This window comes from Micromonospora sp. URMC 105 (assembly GCF_051386295.1).
In the GTDB taxonomy this organism is placed as follows: domain Bacteria; phylum Actinomycetota; class Actinomycetes; order Mycobacteriales; family Micromonosporaceae; genus Micromonospora.
In genome coordinates, this window is record NZ_JBPQTL010000117.1 from 1 (window position 1) to 15,649 (window position 15,649).

Genomic DNA, 15,649 nt, shown 5'->3' on the forward strand with positions numbered 1-15,649 from the left:
AAGAACAACCACACACCATCCGAAAGCTCTACACCGTAGAACCCCCGTCCGGGGCATTTACGCTCTGTCGTGACCGCCGCTCTCGCGCCGGGCACTTTTACTACGTTACCTCACCGTCTTCCCCGTGTCAACCGGTGTGTCCCGGTGTGTCACGCTTCGTACGGGTTGGTGCCCGCGATCGGGCACAGCGATCACCCACTGCGTCTGATCATCGGATTCGGCAGGCCGGCCGCTGCGGTTTCCCGCACGCTCGCCCGGTGCCCTGCCGGTCGTCAACCTTACCCGGTCGGCTCCGCCTCACCAAATCCGCCTCGCGGCAAATCCGGGGCACCGCCCGGTCCTGCCGGCCTGCTCTCACAAGCCTTCAGGAGCCCGGTCCAGGCTCGTACCGGATGACAACCCGGCCGATCCCCGAACCATTCCCGCGCTCCGGCCTTTCAGGCTTTCGCCTGTTTCGTCCGTTCCGCGCTGGCAGAGAGAAAGTTACGCGTCCGTGGGTTTGATCGTCAAATCCAGGGGGTAGCGTCCCCCGTCACACTATCTCCGACGGCCTATCTCCGCAGGTCATTGGCGCTTCCCGCCGCTGACCGGGGCTTCCCCGGAGGGGCGAAGGTCCCGCCGACGGGGGTAGCAACGCACTGGGCGAGCCGGGGATTCCGGGGCGACGCTGTGGACATGACAGTTCTGGTGACCGGAGCGACCGGCCGGGCCGGTCGGCACGTCGCCCGGATGCTGCACGACAGTGGCCACCGGGTACGCGCCGCGGTCTCGGACCGGGCGGCGACCGGGCCGTGGGACGAGAAGGTCGCCTTCTCCTTCACCGACCCGGGCACCTGGGACGCCGCGTTCGCCGGCGTGGACCGGATGTTCCTGATGCGGCCGCCGCAGATCGGCAACGTCAGACGCGACATGCTTCCCGCCCTGGAGCGGGCCCGGCAGCTCGGCGTACGACGGATGGTCCTGCTCTCCCTCCAAGGGGCGGAGAAGAACCCGGTGGTCCCGCACCACGCGCTGGAGAAGTGGCTGCGCGCGTCGGGGCTGGAGTGGACGTTCGTCCGGGCCGCCTTCTTCATGCAGAACCTCTCCACTACGCACGCGGCCGACATCCGGGACCGCGACGAGATCGTGCTCCCGGCGGGACGTGGCCGGACGGCCTTCGTCGACGTACGGGACGTCGCGGCGGTGGCCGCGCTCGCGCTGGCCGAGGAGGGGCACGCCGGGCGGGCGTACACGCCCACCGGGTCGCGGGCGCTCAGCTACGCCGAGGCGGCCGAGACGCTCAGCGCCGAGCTGGGCCGCCCCATCCGCTACGTCACGGCGGGGCCGGTGCGGTACTGGCGAAGCGCACGCCGGCAGGGCATGCCGGCAGCGATGACTATGGTGACCCTGGCGCTCTACACGACCTGCCGGCTGGGGCTGGCGGCCGGACTCACCACCGACGTGCCGGACCTGCTCGGTCGCCCGCCGATCGACTTCGCCCGGTTCGCCCACGACGAGCGTGCCGCCTGGGTGCCCTCCGCCGTCCCGCGGAGCTGACCGCTCGCCGGTGGGAACGACGATCGGCGAAAGGGTGGTCAGGCGGCCCGGCGGCGGGCGGCGCGCCAGCCGCGTACGCCGAGCACCCCGACGGCGGTGCCGATCACCAGCGAGGTGGCGATCAGCAGGGCGTGCACCCAGAGGAAGCCGGTCGGAGCGCCGTCGCCCACCGTGCCGGTCGACCAGGCGCGGGGGTCGTTCCAGATGGCGACCGCGAACCTGGGCCAGATCACCCAGCTCCACACCCCGACCGCGACGAGGAAGACCGACCAGCCGCGCGACAGCACCATGGCTGGGAAGTATGCCAGCGGGTGGCGCCCGCTCGACCGGTACCCGCAGCTCAGCCGCCCGGAGGCAGGCGGAGAGGGGAAGGGTGCCCGCGACGACGCGGAATCCGTTTCCCGGGCGCGCGGGTGGGGCACTTCCTCGGGGGACGACGACGAATCGGAGGTGTGCCGATGCAGCCGTTCAACCCGTGGAGCTGGCGCGACCCGGCGGCACTCGCCGGCGGGTACGACCGGACGGACCCGCCCGAGGAGTCCCGGCGGCGCCCGGAGCACGACGGCCCGGACGCCCCCGGCCCGGGCACCCCGGTGGACCTGGTGGGCTACCGGGTGGAGGCCACCGACGGCCGGATCGGCGCGATCGACGAGGCGAGCGACGACGCCGACGCCCGGTACCTGGTGGTGGACACCGGACCGTGGATCTTCGGTCGCAAGGTGCTGTTGCCGGTGGGCACCGTGGCCCGGGTCGACCACCTGGCGCGGGTGGTGCACGTCGACCGCACCCGGGAGCAGGTCAAGGGGTCGCCGGCCTTCGATCCGGAGGCCTTCGGCGAGCCGGACTACCGGCACCAGGTGGGCAGCTACTACGAGGAGAGCTACCGCAGCGGCTGACCACGCCGGCCGGATCCCCGGCCCGCCCCTGTGCGGTTACCGTGGACCCATGGTCCGGCCGGTCATCCTCGCGCCGGAGGCCGTCGACGGTCTCCCGCGTGACCTCGTGCCGTCCTTTCCGACCGACCCCGGCGACGGCCGGGAGCGGATCCTCGACGTGCTTCGTGCCGGTGGGTTGCGGTTCCGCGCCGGCGCGCGATGGCGGTTCGTGCTCTGACGAGCAGACCCCACCGACCCCGGCGATCACGCCCCGGGTCGATCGCGCGCGTGTGCGCGTCCGTCAATCCTCGGCACGAAAGGCGTACCACCATGTCCGTTCCACGGATGCTCACCGGGGACCGCCCCACCGGGCGGCTGCACCTCGGTCACTACGTCGGCAGCATCGCCAACCGGGTGGCGCTGCACCGGCGGCACGAGAGCTACTTCATCATCGCCGACCTGCACATGCTGACCACCCGCCACCGCCGCGAGGACATCGCCCAGGTGTCCCGCAACGCCCGGGAGATGGTCACCGACGTCCTGGCCTGCGGGGTCGACCCGGCCCGGGCGACCTTCTACCTCCAGTCCGCCATCCCCGAGGTGGGCGACCTGAACACGCTGTTCCAGAACCTGGTCACCGTGCCGCGCCTGGAACGGGTGCCCTCGGTGCGGGAGATGGCCCGGGACGCCGGCCGCACGGAGATCCCGTACGGGCTTCTCGGCTATCCCGTCCTCCAGGCCGCCGACATCCTCTGCGTCAAGGCGCAGGTGGTGCCGGTCGGCAGGGACAACGCGGCGCACGTCGAGGTGACCCGCGAGATCGCCCGCCGCTTCAACCACCTGTACGGGGAGGTCTTCCCGGTGCCGCAGATGATCGCCTCGGACACGCCCACGCTGGTCGGCACGGACGGCCAGGGGAAGATGAGCAAGAGCAGGGGAAACGCCATCGCGCTCGCCGACGACGCGGCCACCGTGCGCCGCAAGGTGCTGGCGATGTACACCGACCCGAACCGGGTCCGCGCCGACGTGCCGGGCACCGTCGAGGGCAACCCGGTCTTCGCGTACCACGACGTGTTCAACCCGGACCGGGCCGCGGTGGCGGAGCTCAAGTCCCGCTACCGGGCCGGCCGGGTCGGTGACGTCGAGGTCAAGGAGGCCCTGGCGGTGGCGCTGAACCGGTTCCTCGACCCGATCCGGGAGCGGCGCGCCCGGATCGAGGCCGACGCCGGCCTGGTCGACCAGCTGATCGTGGACGGCACCGAGCGGACCCGTGAGCAGGTCCGCCGGACCGTGGTCGAGGTCCGTCGGGCGATGGGGCTGACCGGGGCGTACCAGCAGGTGCGGCGCCGGGCCGAACGCACCCGCAAGGCCGCCACCCCTGGCTGACGGGCCGACGGGCCGGCCGGCAACAGGGTGTACGCGTAGCCGGCCGGCCCGCTAGGCTCCCCGACATGACCAGCGCGCCTGCCCACACCACCGGAGCGTCCTACGACGTCCAGGTCGGTGCGGAGCGACGCCGGCGATCCGTCGCCCGCCCGCGCTGACCTTCTTCCCTGCGACCGGCGGATCGAGCCGCCGGTCATCGCCGATCGTCCTCGGTCCGCCCGCACTCTCCCGTGTCCAGATCCGCGTGACCGCGCGGATCCGAGCGAGATCGGCGTACCCATGGATCTTGAAAGGCTGCTCACCGACCGGCTGGCGCCGGCGTTCGCGACCGTGGCCGGCGGCCCGGTCGACCCCCTGGTACGGCGCTCGCCGCGCGCGGACTTCCAGTCCGACGCGGCCCTGGCGCTGGCCCGGCGGCTGGGACGGCCGCCGCGCGACATCGCCGCGGCGGTGCTGGACCACGCGGAACTGGACGACGTCTGCGCCGCCGCGGAGGTCTCCGGGCCGGGCTTCCTCAACCTGACCGTGGCCGACCGGACGCTGGCCGCGCTGGTCTCCGGGCTGGCCGGCGACGATCGGCTCGGCGTGCCGACGGCGCCCGCGCCGGAGACCGTGGTGGTCGACTACTCGGCGCCGAACGTCGCCAAGGAGATGCACGTGGGGCACCTGCGCTCCACGGTGATCGGCGACGCGGCGGTCCGGCTGCTCGACTGGCTCGGGCACCGGGTGGTGCGGGTCAACCACCTGGGGGACTGGGGCACCCCGTTCGGGATGCTCATCGAGCACCTGATCGACCTGGGCGAGGCGGAGGCGGCACAGGAGCTGTCGATGGGCGACCTCGACTCCTTCTACAAGGCGGCCCGGGTGAAGTTCGACGCCGACCAGACGTTCCAGGAGCGGTCGCGGCAGCGGGTGGTCGCCCTGCAGGGCGGCGACGAACGGACGCGGCGGCTGTGGCGGCTGCTGGTGGAGCAGTCCGAGCGGTACTTCCTCACCGTGTACGCGCTGCTCGACGTGACGCTCACTCGGAACGACTTCCGGGGCGAGAGCGCCTACAACGACCGGCTGGGCGGGGTCGTCGACGAGCTGGACCGGCTGGGGCTGCTGCGCGCCAGCGACGGCGCGGACTGCGTCTTCCCGCCCGGGTTCACCGGCCGGGACGGCGAGCCGTTGCCGCTGATCGTGCGCAAGGGCGACGGCGGCTACGGCTACCCGGCCACCGACCTGGCGGCGCTGCGGCACCGGACCGACGACCTGGGCGCCACCCGGCTGCTCTACGTGGTCGGCCTGCCGCAGCGGCAGCACTTCGCCATGGTCTTCGCCGCCGCCGAGGCCGCCGGCTGGCTACGGCCGCCGACCCGGGCCGTGCACCTCGGCTTCGGTTCCATCCTCGGCACCGACGGGCGGATGCTGCGCAGCCGGGCCGGCGGCTCCGTGAAGCTGGTCGGGCTGCTGGAGGAGGCCGTCGCCCGGGCCACCGAGCTGGCCCGGGCCAAGAACCCCGAGCTGGACGCCGAGTCCGCCGCCGAGATCGGCCGGGCCGTCGGCATCGGCGCGATCAAGTACGCCGACCTGGCCACCGACCGCGGCCGCGACTACGTGCTGGACTGGGAGCGGATGCTCTCCCTGGACGGCAACACCGCGCCCTACCTCCAGTACGCCTACTCGCGGATCCGATCGGTGTTCCGGCGGGCCGGGACGGACGCGCGGCCGGAGGCGGAGATCCTGCTCGCCGAACCGGCGGAGCGGGCGCTGGCGTTCGAACTGCTCGGCTTCGCCGGGGTGGTCGCCGAGGTGGAGCGGACCCTGGAGTTCCACCACCTCGCCGGCTACCTGCACCGGCTGGCCAGCACCTTCAGCGCGTTCTACGAGCGCTGCCCGGTGCTGCGGGCCTCGGGTGAACTGCGGGAGAGCCGCCTGGTGCTCGCCGACCTCACCGCCCGGACCCTGCGGCAGGGGCTGCACCTGCTCGGCATCCGGACCGTCGAGCGGATGTGACGCGGGTGAAACCAGCGCACCTTAATCGTTTCTCACCAACGTCTGATTAATCGTGCAAAGGCACGGCAACAATCGCAACAAATTGCACCGCGCGCCCTGTCCTTCATGGACTTACGGCCCATGGATCGGGTGTGCCGGCCGATGTAGGAATGGAGCGACAAGGAACGCCGACGAGCCCCCGCCAAAGAATCGGGGGCTCGATCCCGGCGTCGGCACCCCCGGCCCCGGATCCGTCGCGCGTTCCGCCATTCCCACAAGGAAAGGGGTTCCGTCATGCCTGCCATGCTCCGCACCATCGGTCGGCTCGTCACGGCGTTCGTGCTGCTCACCGGGGTTTCCGCCGCGACGCTCGCGGCCGCCGCACCGGCCCGGGCCGGCTGGAACGACGCCCACCAGGTGACCGTCACCCGCACCGGCGGATTCGCCGGGGTGAACGAACGGTACGACGTTTCCACCGGCACGGTGCACGTCTACACCGCGAATTTGCTGGCTACTGCCGGGACCCGCGAATTCCGTCGCCTCTGCCCGGCGTACCCGGCGGGGAACGGCGCCGACCGCTTCCACTACACGGTCACCGTGACCTACCGCAACGGAGTCACGAAGAAGGTGTCCACCGAGGACGGCGCGGACGCCCCCGAAGTGCTCTGGCAGGTGATCGACATGACCATGCAGATCAGTCGGGACCTCGCGCCGATCAGCTGACTCCGGCGCTGCGCCGACCGGCCCCTGGCACGCGGGCCGGTCGGCGTCACCCGCTCATCGGAGCGAGCCTCCGGCTCACCCTGCGGGCCGGAAGACGGCGCGTACGCAGCCGTCGGTTCTGTTCTTGAACATGTCGTAGCCGCGTGGGGCCTCGTCGAGCGGCATCGTGTGGGTGGCGAGGTGTTCGGTGACCAGCTCGCCGCGCGCCATGCGTTGCAGGAGCATCGGGATGTAGCGGTGCCCGTGCTGCTGTGCGCCGCGCAGGGTGAGGCCCTTGTTCATCACGGCGCCGAGCGGGAACTCGTCCACGAGGCCGGCGAACATCCCGAGAAGGAACACGCTGCCGCCCTTGCGGCAGTGGTGGACCGCCTCCCGGGCCGCGACCGGGCGGTCCGGCTCCGAGCGCAGCCGCTGTCTGAGCCGGTCGTACCAGTACTGCGGGCCGATGCGCTGCGCCGCCATCCCGACCGCCTCGATGCACACGTCCGGCCCCCGGCCGCCGCTGCGTTCCCGCAGTTCGCCCCGAACGTCCTGGGTGTCGTAGTTGAGCGTCTCCACACCCACGTGGGTCTCGGCCATAGTCAGGCGGTCGTCGAGGCGGTCGATGAGGATGACCCGCTCGGCGCCGAGCAGCACCGCCGCCCGAGCGGCCAACTGCCCCACTGCGCCCGCGCCCCACACGGCGACCACGTCGCCGGGCCGCACGCCACCCAGGTGAGCGCCCATCCACCCGGTCGGGGCGGCGTCGGAGGCGAACACGGCCCGTTCGTCGCCGACCTCGTCCGGGACGGCGAAGGCGCCCTGGTCGGCGTAGGGGACGCGGACGTACTCGGCGTGGCTGCCCGGGAAGCCGCCGAGCGCGTGGGGGTGGCCGTAACAGCCGCCCGGTGCGAAGCCCCACGCCGCCTCGGTGACCGCCGGGCTGGCGTTGCCGTTGTCGCAGAGTGAGAACTGCTGCTGCCGGCAGTACCAGCAGCGACCGCAGGACACGAACGAGCAGACCACCACCCGGTCGCCCACCCGGTGCCTGCGCACCTGCGGGCCGACCTCGATCACCTCGCCGAGGAACTCGTGGCCCAGCACGTCGCCGCGCGCCATGAACGGGATGCGCCCGTCCAGCAGGTGCAGGTCCGAGCCGCAGGTGACGGTTCGGCGGACCTTGACGATCATGTCCTGCTCGTTGCGCAGCTGCGGGTCCGGCACCTGGATCACCGCCAGCTCGTCGACGCCCCGCCACACCAGCGCCTTCACGGTCCCCCTCCCGGCAGCCCTGCCGCGTCTGTGTCGACCGCCGTCGACCCGGTGGGGGTGAGTTGGTCGGGGTGCAGCACCTCGCCGGTCGTCGTGAGCTGGTTCGGCTGCCGCAGCGCGGCGCGGATCGCCTGGATTGCGTGTCGGCGCGGCTGGCCCGCCTTGGCGGCTGCCGATCGCCGACGGCGCTCGCGTCCGTCGGCCGGCACCCGCGGTCGCGACGCAGGTTAGAGCCTTGCCCGGTGCAAACCCTACATACCGGGCATCTTGCGCACAGACGATCCGGCCACTTGCACGCCACGCATCTCGAGAGCGAGTGATGCTCAGACCAGCCCCTCGGCATCGCGGGAGAGGGCGCCCCCGGCGCGCGCGAACTAGATGCGAACCGTTCCGCGCGCCAGGAAACAGGCGCGAGTCAACTGTCAGCTTCCGCGACCGCACTGCACGAGAGCCTGCCACCGCTGTACGACGCGGTGAAGATCTGGAACGGACGCGCGATGTGAGCCTTGCTCGGCGTTGTTAACGTCGCGGCGACGCCGGGGGGCGAACGGGGAGGACGACGCGATGGCCAGCAGCGGAAGTGCAGCGTCCTCGGCAAATCGGCGTGCTCGCGCGCCGATGGTCGTGATCGGCAGCGTCGTCGCGTTGGCCGCCCTCATCGCGCTCGGGTACCGGCTGAGTACCGACCCGCGGGTCGAGCACGGAGAGGCCGTCATCCTCGTGGCGCTGACTCCGGGAGCCCTTCTGGTGCTGTCCTGCTCGTCCGCCTGGTGCAGTGGTGGGGTGCCGCTCGTGCTCCCGCGAGGCGCGTCATGGTGACCGCGCATCTGGCGCAGTCGCCACAGCCAGGAAGTGCGGGGCGGGTCACCGCTGGGGCGCACGGCGTGAGCGCCGCCGGCGGGATCGACGCCAGTCCCCAGGGATACGCCGTGTGGCTGACGGTGAGCGGCCGGGACGGCGGTGTCCTGCACCAACGCGTCGTCTGGGAACCGTGGTTGCGTGAGCTGACCAGGCCGCGCCAGGCCACGGTCCGGCACGGGTCCGGCGTGAGCGTGGTCGACGTGGCCGGGTACGGGCGGCTCTGGCCGGCGAGTTTCACGCTGCGCCGTCGTCCCTACGGAGTCAGACTCATTCCGTTCCGCAAGGCCCGGAGGCTGCCGAAGGAGAACAGCCTCTCGCACGGCCGCCTGGCCTACCTTCTTTTCCTGCTCGTCATGCCCTGCCTGGGCGGCGCCGTCGCCCAGGGTGTGTGGGCGCTGCTCGGGTGGTGGTTGGCGTACGTCCTCGCCTCGATGGTCGCCGCCGGAGCCTGGTTCGGCATCATCCCGCCCGGTGTGCTTCCGGGAGCAGGCCGTCGGGGCCACGCCCCGGCGACCTCGTGACGACGGACGCTAGCAGCGGACAGGCCGTGACCGCGGCCGGCTTCGTGAAGCGCTGCTCGCAGCTCGTGCCGCACGGCTTCTTCCCGTACTGCGAGTCGGCGCGCCCCAGCTACAAGAAGGCCGAAGGCGCGCCAGGAACGGGGCCGAGTCCAGCGAAGGGAAGCCCGTGAACGAAGACGAAAGCCTTCGCCGCTACGGCCTACAGCCGTCCTCCGCCGACCTGCCTCACATCCGCGAGATACTCCAATCCCAAGCAGACCTTGAACAGCATGACCAGGACACAGAGCTCATGAAGCTGTGCTGCCTACAGCTGTTCAACGCCGGCCAACTGAGCGACGTGCTCGTCATCTGGCAGGCCAAGGAATCGAGCTGGGATGCCCACTGCTCGATCGATGTCCAACTGCTCTGCGGAGCAGGACTGGACGCCACCAAGGCGCATCTGGAGGCCGACGGCTCCGAGGACGCGGCAGAAGCACTCCGCTACCTGCTGGACTGCGAAGCCGCTGGCGACTTCGACAATTTCTCAGTGGCCGAGGAAGCCCGCTGGAGAGCCAACTACTACCTGGACTGACCAAGAGACCTACGCCTGTTCGACGCGCTCCCCAAATGGCCGTCTGCTTCGCCCTGGTCCTCGCGCTGCTCAGCAACTCGATGAGTTCGGCCCCTTCCGGCCTCCATTCGCTGCCGTCGTGGCGAACTGTCAGGTGAGCCAATCGCTATGCGATAGCCGACCCGGCGTCGACGTGACGGCGATTACGATCTTGGCGCTCCATCAGAGGGACACCCAAGATCCCGAGGATCGGGCCGCCGGCCAGGTCTTTCCCTCCAACGCGAGGAACTGATGTCTGTCAAACCCCCCTCCACTCGCCAGCACCTACTCCGTAATGGCCTCGCGGTCGGCGCGCTGGCCGCGCTCGGCGCCGGCCTGCTGCCCGCCGCCCCGGCCGGCGCCGCCCCCGCCCGGGCCGATCTCGTGGTCACCACCTCCGTTGACCCCGTCGAAGTGCCAGCCAGCGGCGGCTCATCGACCCTCACTCTCGACCTGCGCAACTCCGGCACGAAGGCTAGCCGGGACGTGACCGTGGCGTTCACGCTGCCGGCCGGCGCCTGGTTCTTCACCGACGGGTTCGTGGTCCCCCCGAGCTGGCACTGTGACCTTCTGGGCACCGCGACCTGCAGCCACGCCCCGCTGGCCGCCGGGGAGGTCGCCGACGCGCTGAACATCCCGTTCGGGCTCCCGGCCGGTACCGCTGGCGACACGCTGACCGTCAGCGCCACAGTCTCGGCCGGTGCTGACTCGTCGCTCGCCAACAACACCGACCAGGCAAGCGTGCGCTACATCCCCAGCACCATGGATCTCGAGTTCGTGCCCGCCGCCACCAGCCAGCAGCTGCTTCCGAATGAGCATGTGAATCTTTCCGCGTCGGTCCGGAACACCGGGAACTCGCCCTCGGGCGAGGTGACCGTCACCATCCCGGTACCGGCCGGGATGCAGGGCTCGGAGACATCGAGCGAGGGGTGGGACTGCGCATTCGGCGACGGTGTGGCCGACGGCCAGACCGGCTGGCGGTGCCTGCACCGCCCGCTGCAGCCGGGCGAGACGAGCGAGCAGCTGTACTACGGCGGGATCCTCACCGCCACCACGGCCGGCGACGTCGTGACGGTGGAGGCGACCGCGGCGACGACCGCGCCGGAGACGACCTTGGAGAACAACACGGCGCGGCACACCGTCACGGTCGAGCAGGGGGCGATCGTCCGCGGCACCGTCTGGGTGGACGGCAACAACAACCGCGTATGGGACGGGTGCGAGGTGGGCGCCCCGGTCGGCTCCGGCGGGATCTCCCGCATCGACGTGGTGACGGCGCCCGGCCAGTCCGGCTCCGGCGGGCTGACCACCATCAACCCCGACGGCACCTTCACCGCGTACGTCCGCTCGGGCACCTACCGCGTGCAGTTTCACGTGCACGACCCGCACGACTTCATCGACTCGGTCGATTCGGATTTGATCTACTACTGGAACGAGACCGGTGGCGCCAACTACGGCCACACCGACTGGGTCACCGTAGCTACGGGTGATGAGGTGACGCTGGACGCGGGCGTGAGGTCACGCTGGATTGAGTCCTGCTGACACTCCTCGGCGTCATGCTGGCAACACCCGGGCGGTCCGGCCTTCGTGGCCGGGCCGCCCGATCTCGTCATGGGCTGTAGGGCTCAGCGAGCAGCTACCTATCAAACTCGGCTTTCCTTTGACGCCGAGCGCCAGAGCTTCAGTTCGGAAGGTCGAAGATCGCGCCAGACAAGGGCCTGGTGGGCCAGGTGGAGGAGGCACCTACCCTGACCGCTCATGCCCCCTGGTGAGCGGGAAGTGAGGGAACTGGTGGCTCCCAGCCCTGGCTCCCACGGCCGCTCGAAGCCTGATTTCGGCGGACACGAAAGAGCCCCCGACCCTGCCGTTCCGGCTGGTCGGGGGCTTCCCCTTGCTCTGTGCGCCCGAAGGGACTCGAACCCCTAACCTTCTGATCCGTAGTCAGATGCTCTATCCGTTGAGCTACGGGCGCTCGGTGCTTGGCCAGTCTACACAACCGGCTTTCGCGCGGAGACTCCGGGATTCGAACCCGGGAGGGGCTTTAAAACCCCAACCGCATTAGCAGTGCGGCGCCATAGACCAGACTAGGCGAAGTCTCCCTGGTGGCCCCTGCAGACCACCGCGCCCGAGGATACAGGTCCGCCCCCACCGACGGCAAAGCGACTACCAGGGTCAGGTGTTTTCACCGTGTGCGCCGTCACGTTCGCGACTACGCTCCATCGACATGCAGGAGCAGACGCCGAGCGATCCGCCCCGCCGCGAGCCCTCCGCGGGGGTCCGCCGCCGCTCTCCGAAGGCCACCTTCACCCCGCCTCCCACCTCGGCCAAGGCGGCCGGTGCCGGCCGACCCGACGGTACGGGTTCCCCGTCGGCGAAGCGCCGCCCGGCGAAGGCGGCACCGGTCTTGTTCCAGCCGCCCGATCCCGAGCAGCCGCTGCCCCGGCAGGCGGGAGCCACCAGGAAGGCGGCCGGAGCCGCCACCCCGCCCGAGACCAGCGCCAGCGAGACCAGCGCCAGCGAGACCGGCGCGCCCGAGACCAGCCCGACCGAAACCGGTGCGGCCGGGAAGGCCGGCCCACGGACGGGCCGAGAGGAAGACACCCGCCCCACCGACGAGGCGACGACAGTGACCCGGGACACACCGGCGGGAGGCAGCACCCGCAAGCGGAGTGCGCCCAAGACGCGGCAGACCGCCCGGTCGACGAGCGGAGCGAGCGATGGCACCGCGCCCCCGACGCCCGAGCCCAACCCCGCAACGGAAAGCGCACCGGCCGCCGCCACCGGGACGACCACGGGAACCCGAGCCGACGGTCAGCGCGTCGCCCGTTCCCGGAAGGCCGCCGAAAAGGCTGATCCAGCGCACATCCCCGCCCCTGCCGCACCGGGCACGGCCGAGCCGACCGGCCCGGTGAGTTCCGGCACGGCAACCCCGACCACGGCAGCACCGGACACCCCCGGGACACCGCCGACGCGCAAGCCCACGAAGAAGGCCACCCCGGGCAAGGTCACCGACAGCAAGGCCACCGCGAGCAAGGCCACCCCGGGCAAGGTCACCGGAAGCAAGGCCACCGAGCCGAAGAAGAGCACGCCGAAGAAGGCAGCTCCCCGGAAGGCCCCGGCCGAGCCTAGCAGCGCCGCGCTGGACGCACCCGCCGCCGGAATCACCATCCAGCCGACCCTCGCCCCAGAGCAACAGCCACGCGAGGTGAGCACGGCCGCACCCGCGTCGGGGCGTACCCGGGAACTGGGCCTGGCGGAGCTGCGGAGCCGGCTGGTGGCGCACCCGGGCTTCGCGCCGGAACTGCTCGCCCTGGCCGCCGTCGAGGGGATCGGGCCGCGCGCCCGCGACTGGGCGCAGCGCCTGCGGGCGGCGTACCCGGATGCCGGGCCGGACGGGCTGGCCCGGCTGGCCGGCCGGCGGTTCGTGCGGATGGCCGGCGCCGGTGGCGCGGCGGCGGCGGTGGCCGGGTTGTTCGCGCCGGTGGCGGAGCTGGCGGCGGTGCTGTGGAGCCAGGCCGGCCTGGTGCTGCACGTGGCGGCGGCGTACGAGCGGGACCCGCTGGACCCGGAGCGGGCGGTGGAGCTGCTGGTGCTGACGCAGGTGCACCCGGACCCGGCGAGCGCGCGTACCGCACTGGCGGCGGCGCGGGCGGCGGACGGGCCGGGGGACCGGCCGTGGCCGCGCGCGGCGGAGGCCGCCTGGCGGTTGGCGGCGCCGCTGGCCGCCCAGGCGGGTGGTTGGGCAGCGCTGCGGCTGGCGTCCCGGCTGCTGCCGGGGGCGGCGGTGCTGGCCGCGGCGGCCGGCGACGCGGCGGCCGCCGAGCGGTTGGCGGCGCGCGCGGTGGCCGCCTACCGGCCGGTCAGAGCCAGCTGAACCACTCCTCGGGCAACGACGCGTAGCCGACGAAGGCGACCACGTCGAGCAGGGTGTGCGCCACGATCAGCGGCATCACCCGCCGGGTGCGCAGGTAGAAGAGGCTGAACACCACGCCCATGATCGCGTTGCCGACGAACGCGCCGAAGCCCTGGTAGAGGTGGTAGGAGCCGCGTAGTAGCGCGCTGGCCGCGACGATCGCGGCGAGCCGCCACTGGAGCTGGCGCAGCCGGGTGACCAGGTAGCCGACCACGATCACCTCCTCCAGCACGGCGTTCTGCGAGGCGGCGAGGATCAGCACCGGCACCGCCCACCACAGGTCGGGCAGGCCGGCGGGGACCAGGGTGGCGTTGATCCCGAGCTGCGCTGCCGCCCAGAACAGCGCCAGGCCGGGCAGGCCGATCAGCGCCGCCAGGCCCGCACCCCAGGCCAGGTCGGAGCCGGGTCGGCGCAGGTCCACCCCGAGCGTCCGCGCCGGGTCGCCGGGGTCCCGCGCCAGCAGGTGTACGGCGAGCAGCACCGGCAGCAGCGCGAAGACGATGCCGAGGAGCTGGTACGTCAGGTCCAGCCACGGCCGGGCCGACTGCGAGGTGTTGAGCGCGGCGGTCTGCTTCGACAGCGGCCCGTCGGCGGTCAGCTTCGCGGTGATCGACACCAGCGCGTACACGGCCGACTGGCCGAGCGAGAGACCGAGCACCAGCAGGGTCTCTGTGCTGAGAACCCGGCGGGTCACCGGGCGGGTGAGCTCGTCGACGGTCACCGCACCACTCTGCCGCACCGTCGGGGGCGACGGGAACGGTCGCACAGCCTGTGCGACCGGTGGGCACGCTCCGTGGACATTCTATGCGAGCCCGATCCGCCGTCAGGAGGAGGAGCGCCGCCCGTGGACAACTTCGCACGGCTGCTGAAGGAGAGCTGGACCCTGGTCGAGGAGGACCGGGATCGGCTGATAGGCCACTTCTACGCCCGGCTTTTCCTCCTCGACCCGGACCTGCGCAAGCTCTTCCCGGTGCAGATGGCCGCCCAGCGGGACCGGCTCGTGGAAGCCATCGTCACCGCCACCCAGGTGGTGGACGACCCGGAGAGCTTCGACGAGTACCTGCGCTCGCTCGGCCGCGACCACCGCAAGTACCACGCGGCCGCCGAGCACTACGAGACGATGGGCGTCGCGCTGCTGGACGCGCTGCGCAGCACCGCCGGCGACGGCTGGAACCTGGAGTACGACCAGGCCTGGCGGGACGCGTACGCGGCGATCAGCGAGAAGATGCAGGCCGGCGCGGCGGCCGACGACAACCCGCCGTTCTGGCACGCCGAGGTGCTGACCCACGAGCGGCACGGGCCGGACACGGCGGTGCTGACCGTGCGCGCGCTCCAGCATCCACTGGTCTGGAAGGCCGGCCAGTACGTCAGCATCGAGGCGCCCCGGTACCTGCCCCGGGTCTGGCGGACGTACTCGGTGGCGAACGCCCCCAACGACGACAACGTGCTGGAGTTCCACATCCGTACGCCGGCCGGGGCGGGCTGGTTGTCCGGCGCGCTGGTCCGCCGGACCAAGCCGGGCGACCTGCTCCGGGTGGCCGCGCCGATGGGCTCGATGACGCTGGACCGGGAGTCGACCCGGGACATCCTCTGCGTGGCCGGCGGGGTCGGCCTGGCCCCGGTGAAGGCCCTGGTCGAGGAGCTGACCGGCTGGAACCGGACCCGCTGGGTGCACGTCTTCTACGGCGCCCGGCACTCCGACGACCTGTACGGCCTGGCGGGCCTGGAGGAGCTGGTGGCCGCACACCCGTGGTTGTCGGTGACCCCGGCGTGCACCGACGACCCGGACTTCGACGGTGAGCACGGGGACATCGCCGAGGTGATCAGCCGGTACGGCCCCTGGACGACGCACGACTGCTACGTCTCGGGTTCGGCCCCCATGGTCCGGGCCACCCTGCGGGCGCTGGCCGAGGACGAGGTGCCGCCGCCGCACATCCGGTACGACACCTTCGGCAACCTGTAACGGCTTTCCTCCCCCCGAAAAAACCGGGTCGCGTGCCCCTGCCCCCTGGGGCACGCG

Annotated in this window: 15 protein-coding genes and 2 tRNA genes; 11 read left to right on the top strand and 6 right to left on the bottom strand. The window is 71.7% G+C overall.

Annotation, left to right across the window (positions count from 1 at the left end):
- Nucleotides 1-675: 675 nt before the first annotated feature.
- Nucleotides 676-1,536 carry an NmrA family NAD(P)-binding protein gene (locus tag ACSNN7_RS25795; protein WP_436683529.1) on the top strand — a complete coding sequence of 287 codons (861 nt, stop codon included), beginning with the start codon at nt 676-678 and terminating at the stop codon, nt 1,534-1,536.
- A gap of 38 nt (nt 1,537-1,574) precedes the next feature.
- Here ACSNN7_RS25795 and ACSNN7_RS25800 read toward each other — a convergent pair whose 3' ends face one another.
- The gene (locus tag ACSNN7_RS25800; RefSeq protein ID WP_436683530.1) at nt 1,575-1,826 is read right to left on the bottom strand and encodes an SCO4848 family membrane protein; all 252 of its coding nucleotides are present in this window, start codon (nt 1,824-1,826) and stop codon (nt 1,575-1,577) included.
- 168 nt (nt 1,827-1,994) lie between these two features.
- On the opposite strand from ACSNN7_RS25800, the gene ACSNN7_RS25805 reads away from it, so the two are divergent.
- The 5 genes from ACSNN7_RS25805 to ACSNN7_RS25825 all read left to right on the top strand — a co-directional run bounded on the left by ACSNN7_RS25805 (nt 1,995) and on the right by ACSNN7_RS25825 (nt 6,497).
- Complete coding sequence (locus ACSNN7_RS25805) at nt 1,995-2,432, top strand: PRC-barrel domain-containing protein (RefSeq protein WP_436683531.1); 438 nt, start codon at nt 1,995-1,997, stop codon at nt 2,430-2,432.
- A gap of 49 nt (nt 2,433-2,481) precedes the next feature.
- Nucleotides 2,482-2,649, top strand: coding sequence for a hypothetical protein (locus ACSNN7_RS25810; protein ID WP_436683532.1), 168 nt, complete (start codon nt 2,482-2,484; stop codon nt 2,647-2,649).
- A gap of 92 nt (nt 2,650-2,741) precedes the next feature.
- Nucleotides 2,742-3,797: a tryptophan--tRNA ligase gene (trpS, locus tag ACSNN7_RS25815; RefSeq protein WP_436683533.1), complete on the top strand. Its 1,056-nt coding sequence runs from the start codon at nt 2,742-2,744 to the stop codon at nt 3,795-3,797.
- 279 nt (nt 3,798-4,076) lie between these two features.
- The gene (gene argS / locus ACSNN7_RS25820; protein ID WP_436683534.1) at nt 4,077-5,795 is read left to right on the top strand and encodes an arginine--tRNA ligase; all 1,719 of its coding nucleotides are present in this window, start codon (nt 4,077-4,079) and stop codon (nt 5,793-5,795) included.
- 273 nt (nt 5,796-6,068) lie between these two features.
- A complete protein-coding gene (locus tag ACSNN7_RS25825) occupies nt 6,069-6,497 on the top strand; it encodes a protealysin inhibitor emfourin (RefSeq protein ID WP_436683535.1) in 429 nt (142 codons plus the stop codon).
- 75 nt (nt 6,498-6,572) lie between these two features.
- Here the strand turns inward: ACSNN7_RS25825 and ACSNN7_RS25830 are convergent, their stop codons facing one another.
- Nucleotides 6,573-7,748, bottom strand: a complete 1,176-nt coding sequence (locus ACSNN7_RS25830) for a zinc-dependent alcohol dehydrogenase (RefSeq protein WP_436683536.1) — start codon at nt 7,746-7,748, stop codon at nt 6,573-6,575.
- 929 nt (nt 7,749-8,677) lie between these two features.
- Here ACSNN7_RS25830 and ACSNN7_RS25835 point away from each other — a divergent pair.
- From ACSNN7_RS25835 to ACSNN7_RS25845, 3 genes are all read left to right on the top strand, one after another.
- Entirely contained in the window at nt 8,678-9,130 is a 453-nt protein-coding gene (locus tag ACSNN7_RS25835; protein ID WP_436683537.1) for a hypothetical protein, read from the top strand.
- Between the two features lie 166 nt (nt 9,131-9,296).
- Nucleotides 9,297-9,701, top strand: coding sequence for a hypothetical protein (locus ACSNN7_RS25840; RefSeq protein ID WP_436683538.1), 405 nt, complete (start codon nt 9,297-9,299; stop codon nt 9,699-9,701).
- Nucleotides 9,702-10,103: 402 nt separating this feature from the next.
- Complete coding sequence (locus ACSNN7_RS25845; RefSeq protein ID WP_436683539.1) at nt 10,104-11,258, top strand: hypothetical protein; 1,155 nt, start codon at nt 10,104-10,106, stop codon at nt 11,256-11,258.
- 357 nt (nt 11,259-11,615) lie between these two features.
- Here the strand turns inward: ACSNN7_RS25845 and ACSNN7_RS25850 are convergent.
- The 3 genes from ACSNN7_RS25850 to ACSNN7_RS25860 all read right to left on the bottom strand — a co-directional run bounded on the left by ACSNN7_RS25850 (nt 11,616) and on the right by ACSNN7_RS25860 (nt 12,509).
- A tRNA-Arg gene (locus tag ACSNN7_RS25850) sits at nt 11,616-11,688 on the bottom strand.
- A 36-nt stretch (nt 11,689-11,724) separates the two neighbouring features.
- A tRNA-Ser gene (locus tag ACSNN7_RS25855) sits at nt 11,725-11,815 on the bottom strand.
- A 73-nt stretch (nt 11,816-11,888) separates the two neighbouring features.
- Nucleotides 11,889-12,509, bottom strand: coding sequence for a hypothetical protein (locus tag ACSNN7_RS25860; protein WP_436683540.1), 621 nt, complete (start codon nt 12,507-12,509; stop codon nt 11,889-11,891).
- 115 nt (nt 12,510-12,624) lie between these two features.
- Here ACSNN7_RS25860 and ACSNN7_RS25865 point away from each other — a divergent pair, with 115 nt between their 5' ends.
- Entirely contained in the window at nt 12,625-13,590 is a 966-nt protein-coding gene (locus ACSNN7_RS25865) for a hypothetical protein (protein WP_436683541.1), read from the top strand.
- On the opposite strand, the gene ACSNN7_RS25870 is transcribed toward ACSNN7_RS25865, so the two are convergent.
- Nucleotides 13,577-14,350 carry a CPBP family intramembrane glutamic endopeptidase gene (locus tag ACSNN7_RS25870; protein WP_436683542.1) on the bottom strand — a complete coding sequence of 258 codons (774 nt, stop codon included), beginning with the start codon at nt 14,348-14,350 and terminating at the stop codon, nt 13,577-13,579. The genes ACSNN7_RS25865 and ACSNN7_RS25870 overlap by 14 nt on opposite strands.
- A 123-nt stretch (nt 14,351-14,473) precedes the next feature.
- On the opposite strand from ACSNN7_RS25870, the gene ACSNN7_RS25875 reads away from it, so the two are divergent.
- On the top strand, nt 14,474-15,592 hold the full coding sequence (locus tag ACSNN7_RS25875) for a globin domain-containing protein (RefSeq protein ID WP_436683543.1): 1,119 nt from the start codon (nt 14,474-14,476) through the stop codon (nt 15,590-15,592).
- The last annotated feature ends 57 nt before the right edge of the window (nt 15,593-15,649 follow it).

Excerpts from the sequence above, each read along its gene's own strand:
- ACSNN7_RS25795 (WP_436683529.1), top strand. The coding sequence starts at position 676 with ATGACAGTTCTGGTGACCGGAGCGACCGGCCGGGCCGGTCGGCACGTC.
- ACSNN7_RS25800 (WP_436683530.1), bottom strand. The coding sequence starts at position 1,826 with ATGGTGCTGTCGCGCGGCTGGTCGGTCTTCCTCGTCGCGGTCGGGGTG.
- ACSNN7_RS25805 (WP_436683531.1), top strand. The coding sequence starts at position 1,995 with ATGCAGCCGTTCAACCCGTGGAGCTGGCGCGACCCGGCGGCACTCGCC.
- ACSNN7_RS25810 (WP_436683532.1), top strand. The coding sequence starts at position 2,482 with ATGGTCCGGCCGGTCATCCTCGCGCCGGAGGCCGTCGACGGTCTCCCG.
- trpS (WP_436683533.1), top strand. The coding sequence starts at position 2,742 with ATGTCCGTTCCACGGATGCTCACCGGGGACCGCCCCACCGGGCGGCTG.
- argS (WP_436683534.1), top strand. The coding sequence starts at position 4,077 with ATGGATCTTGAAAGGCTGCTCACCGACCGGCTGGCGCCGGCGTTCGCG.
- ACSNN7_RS25825 (WP_436683535.1), top strand. The coding sequence starts at position 6,069 with ATGCCTGCCATGCTCCGCACCATCGGTCGGCTCGTCACGGCGTTCGTG.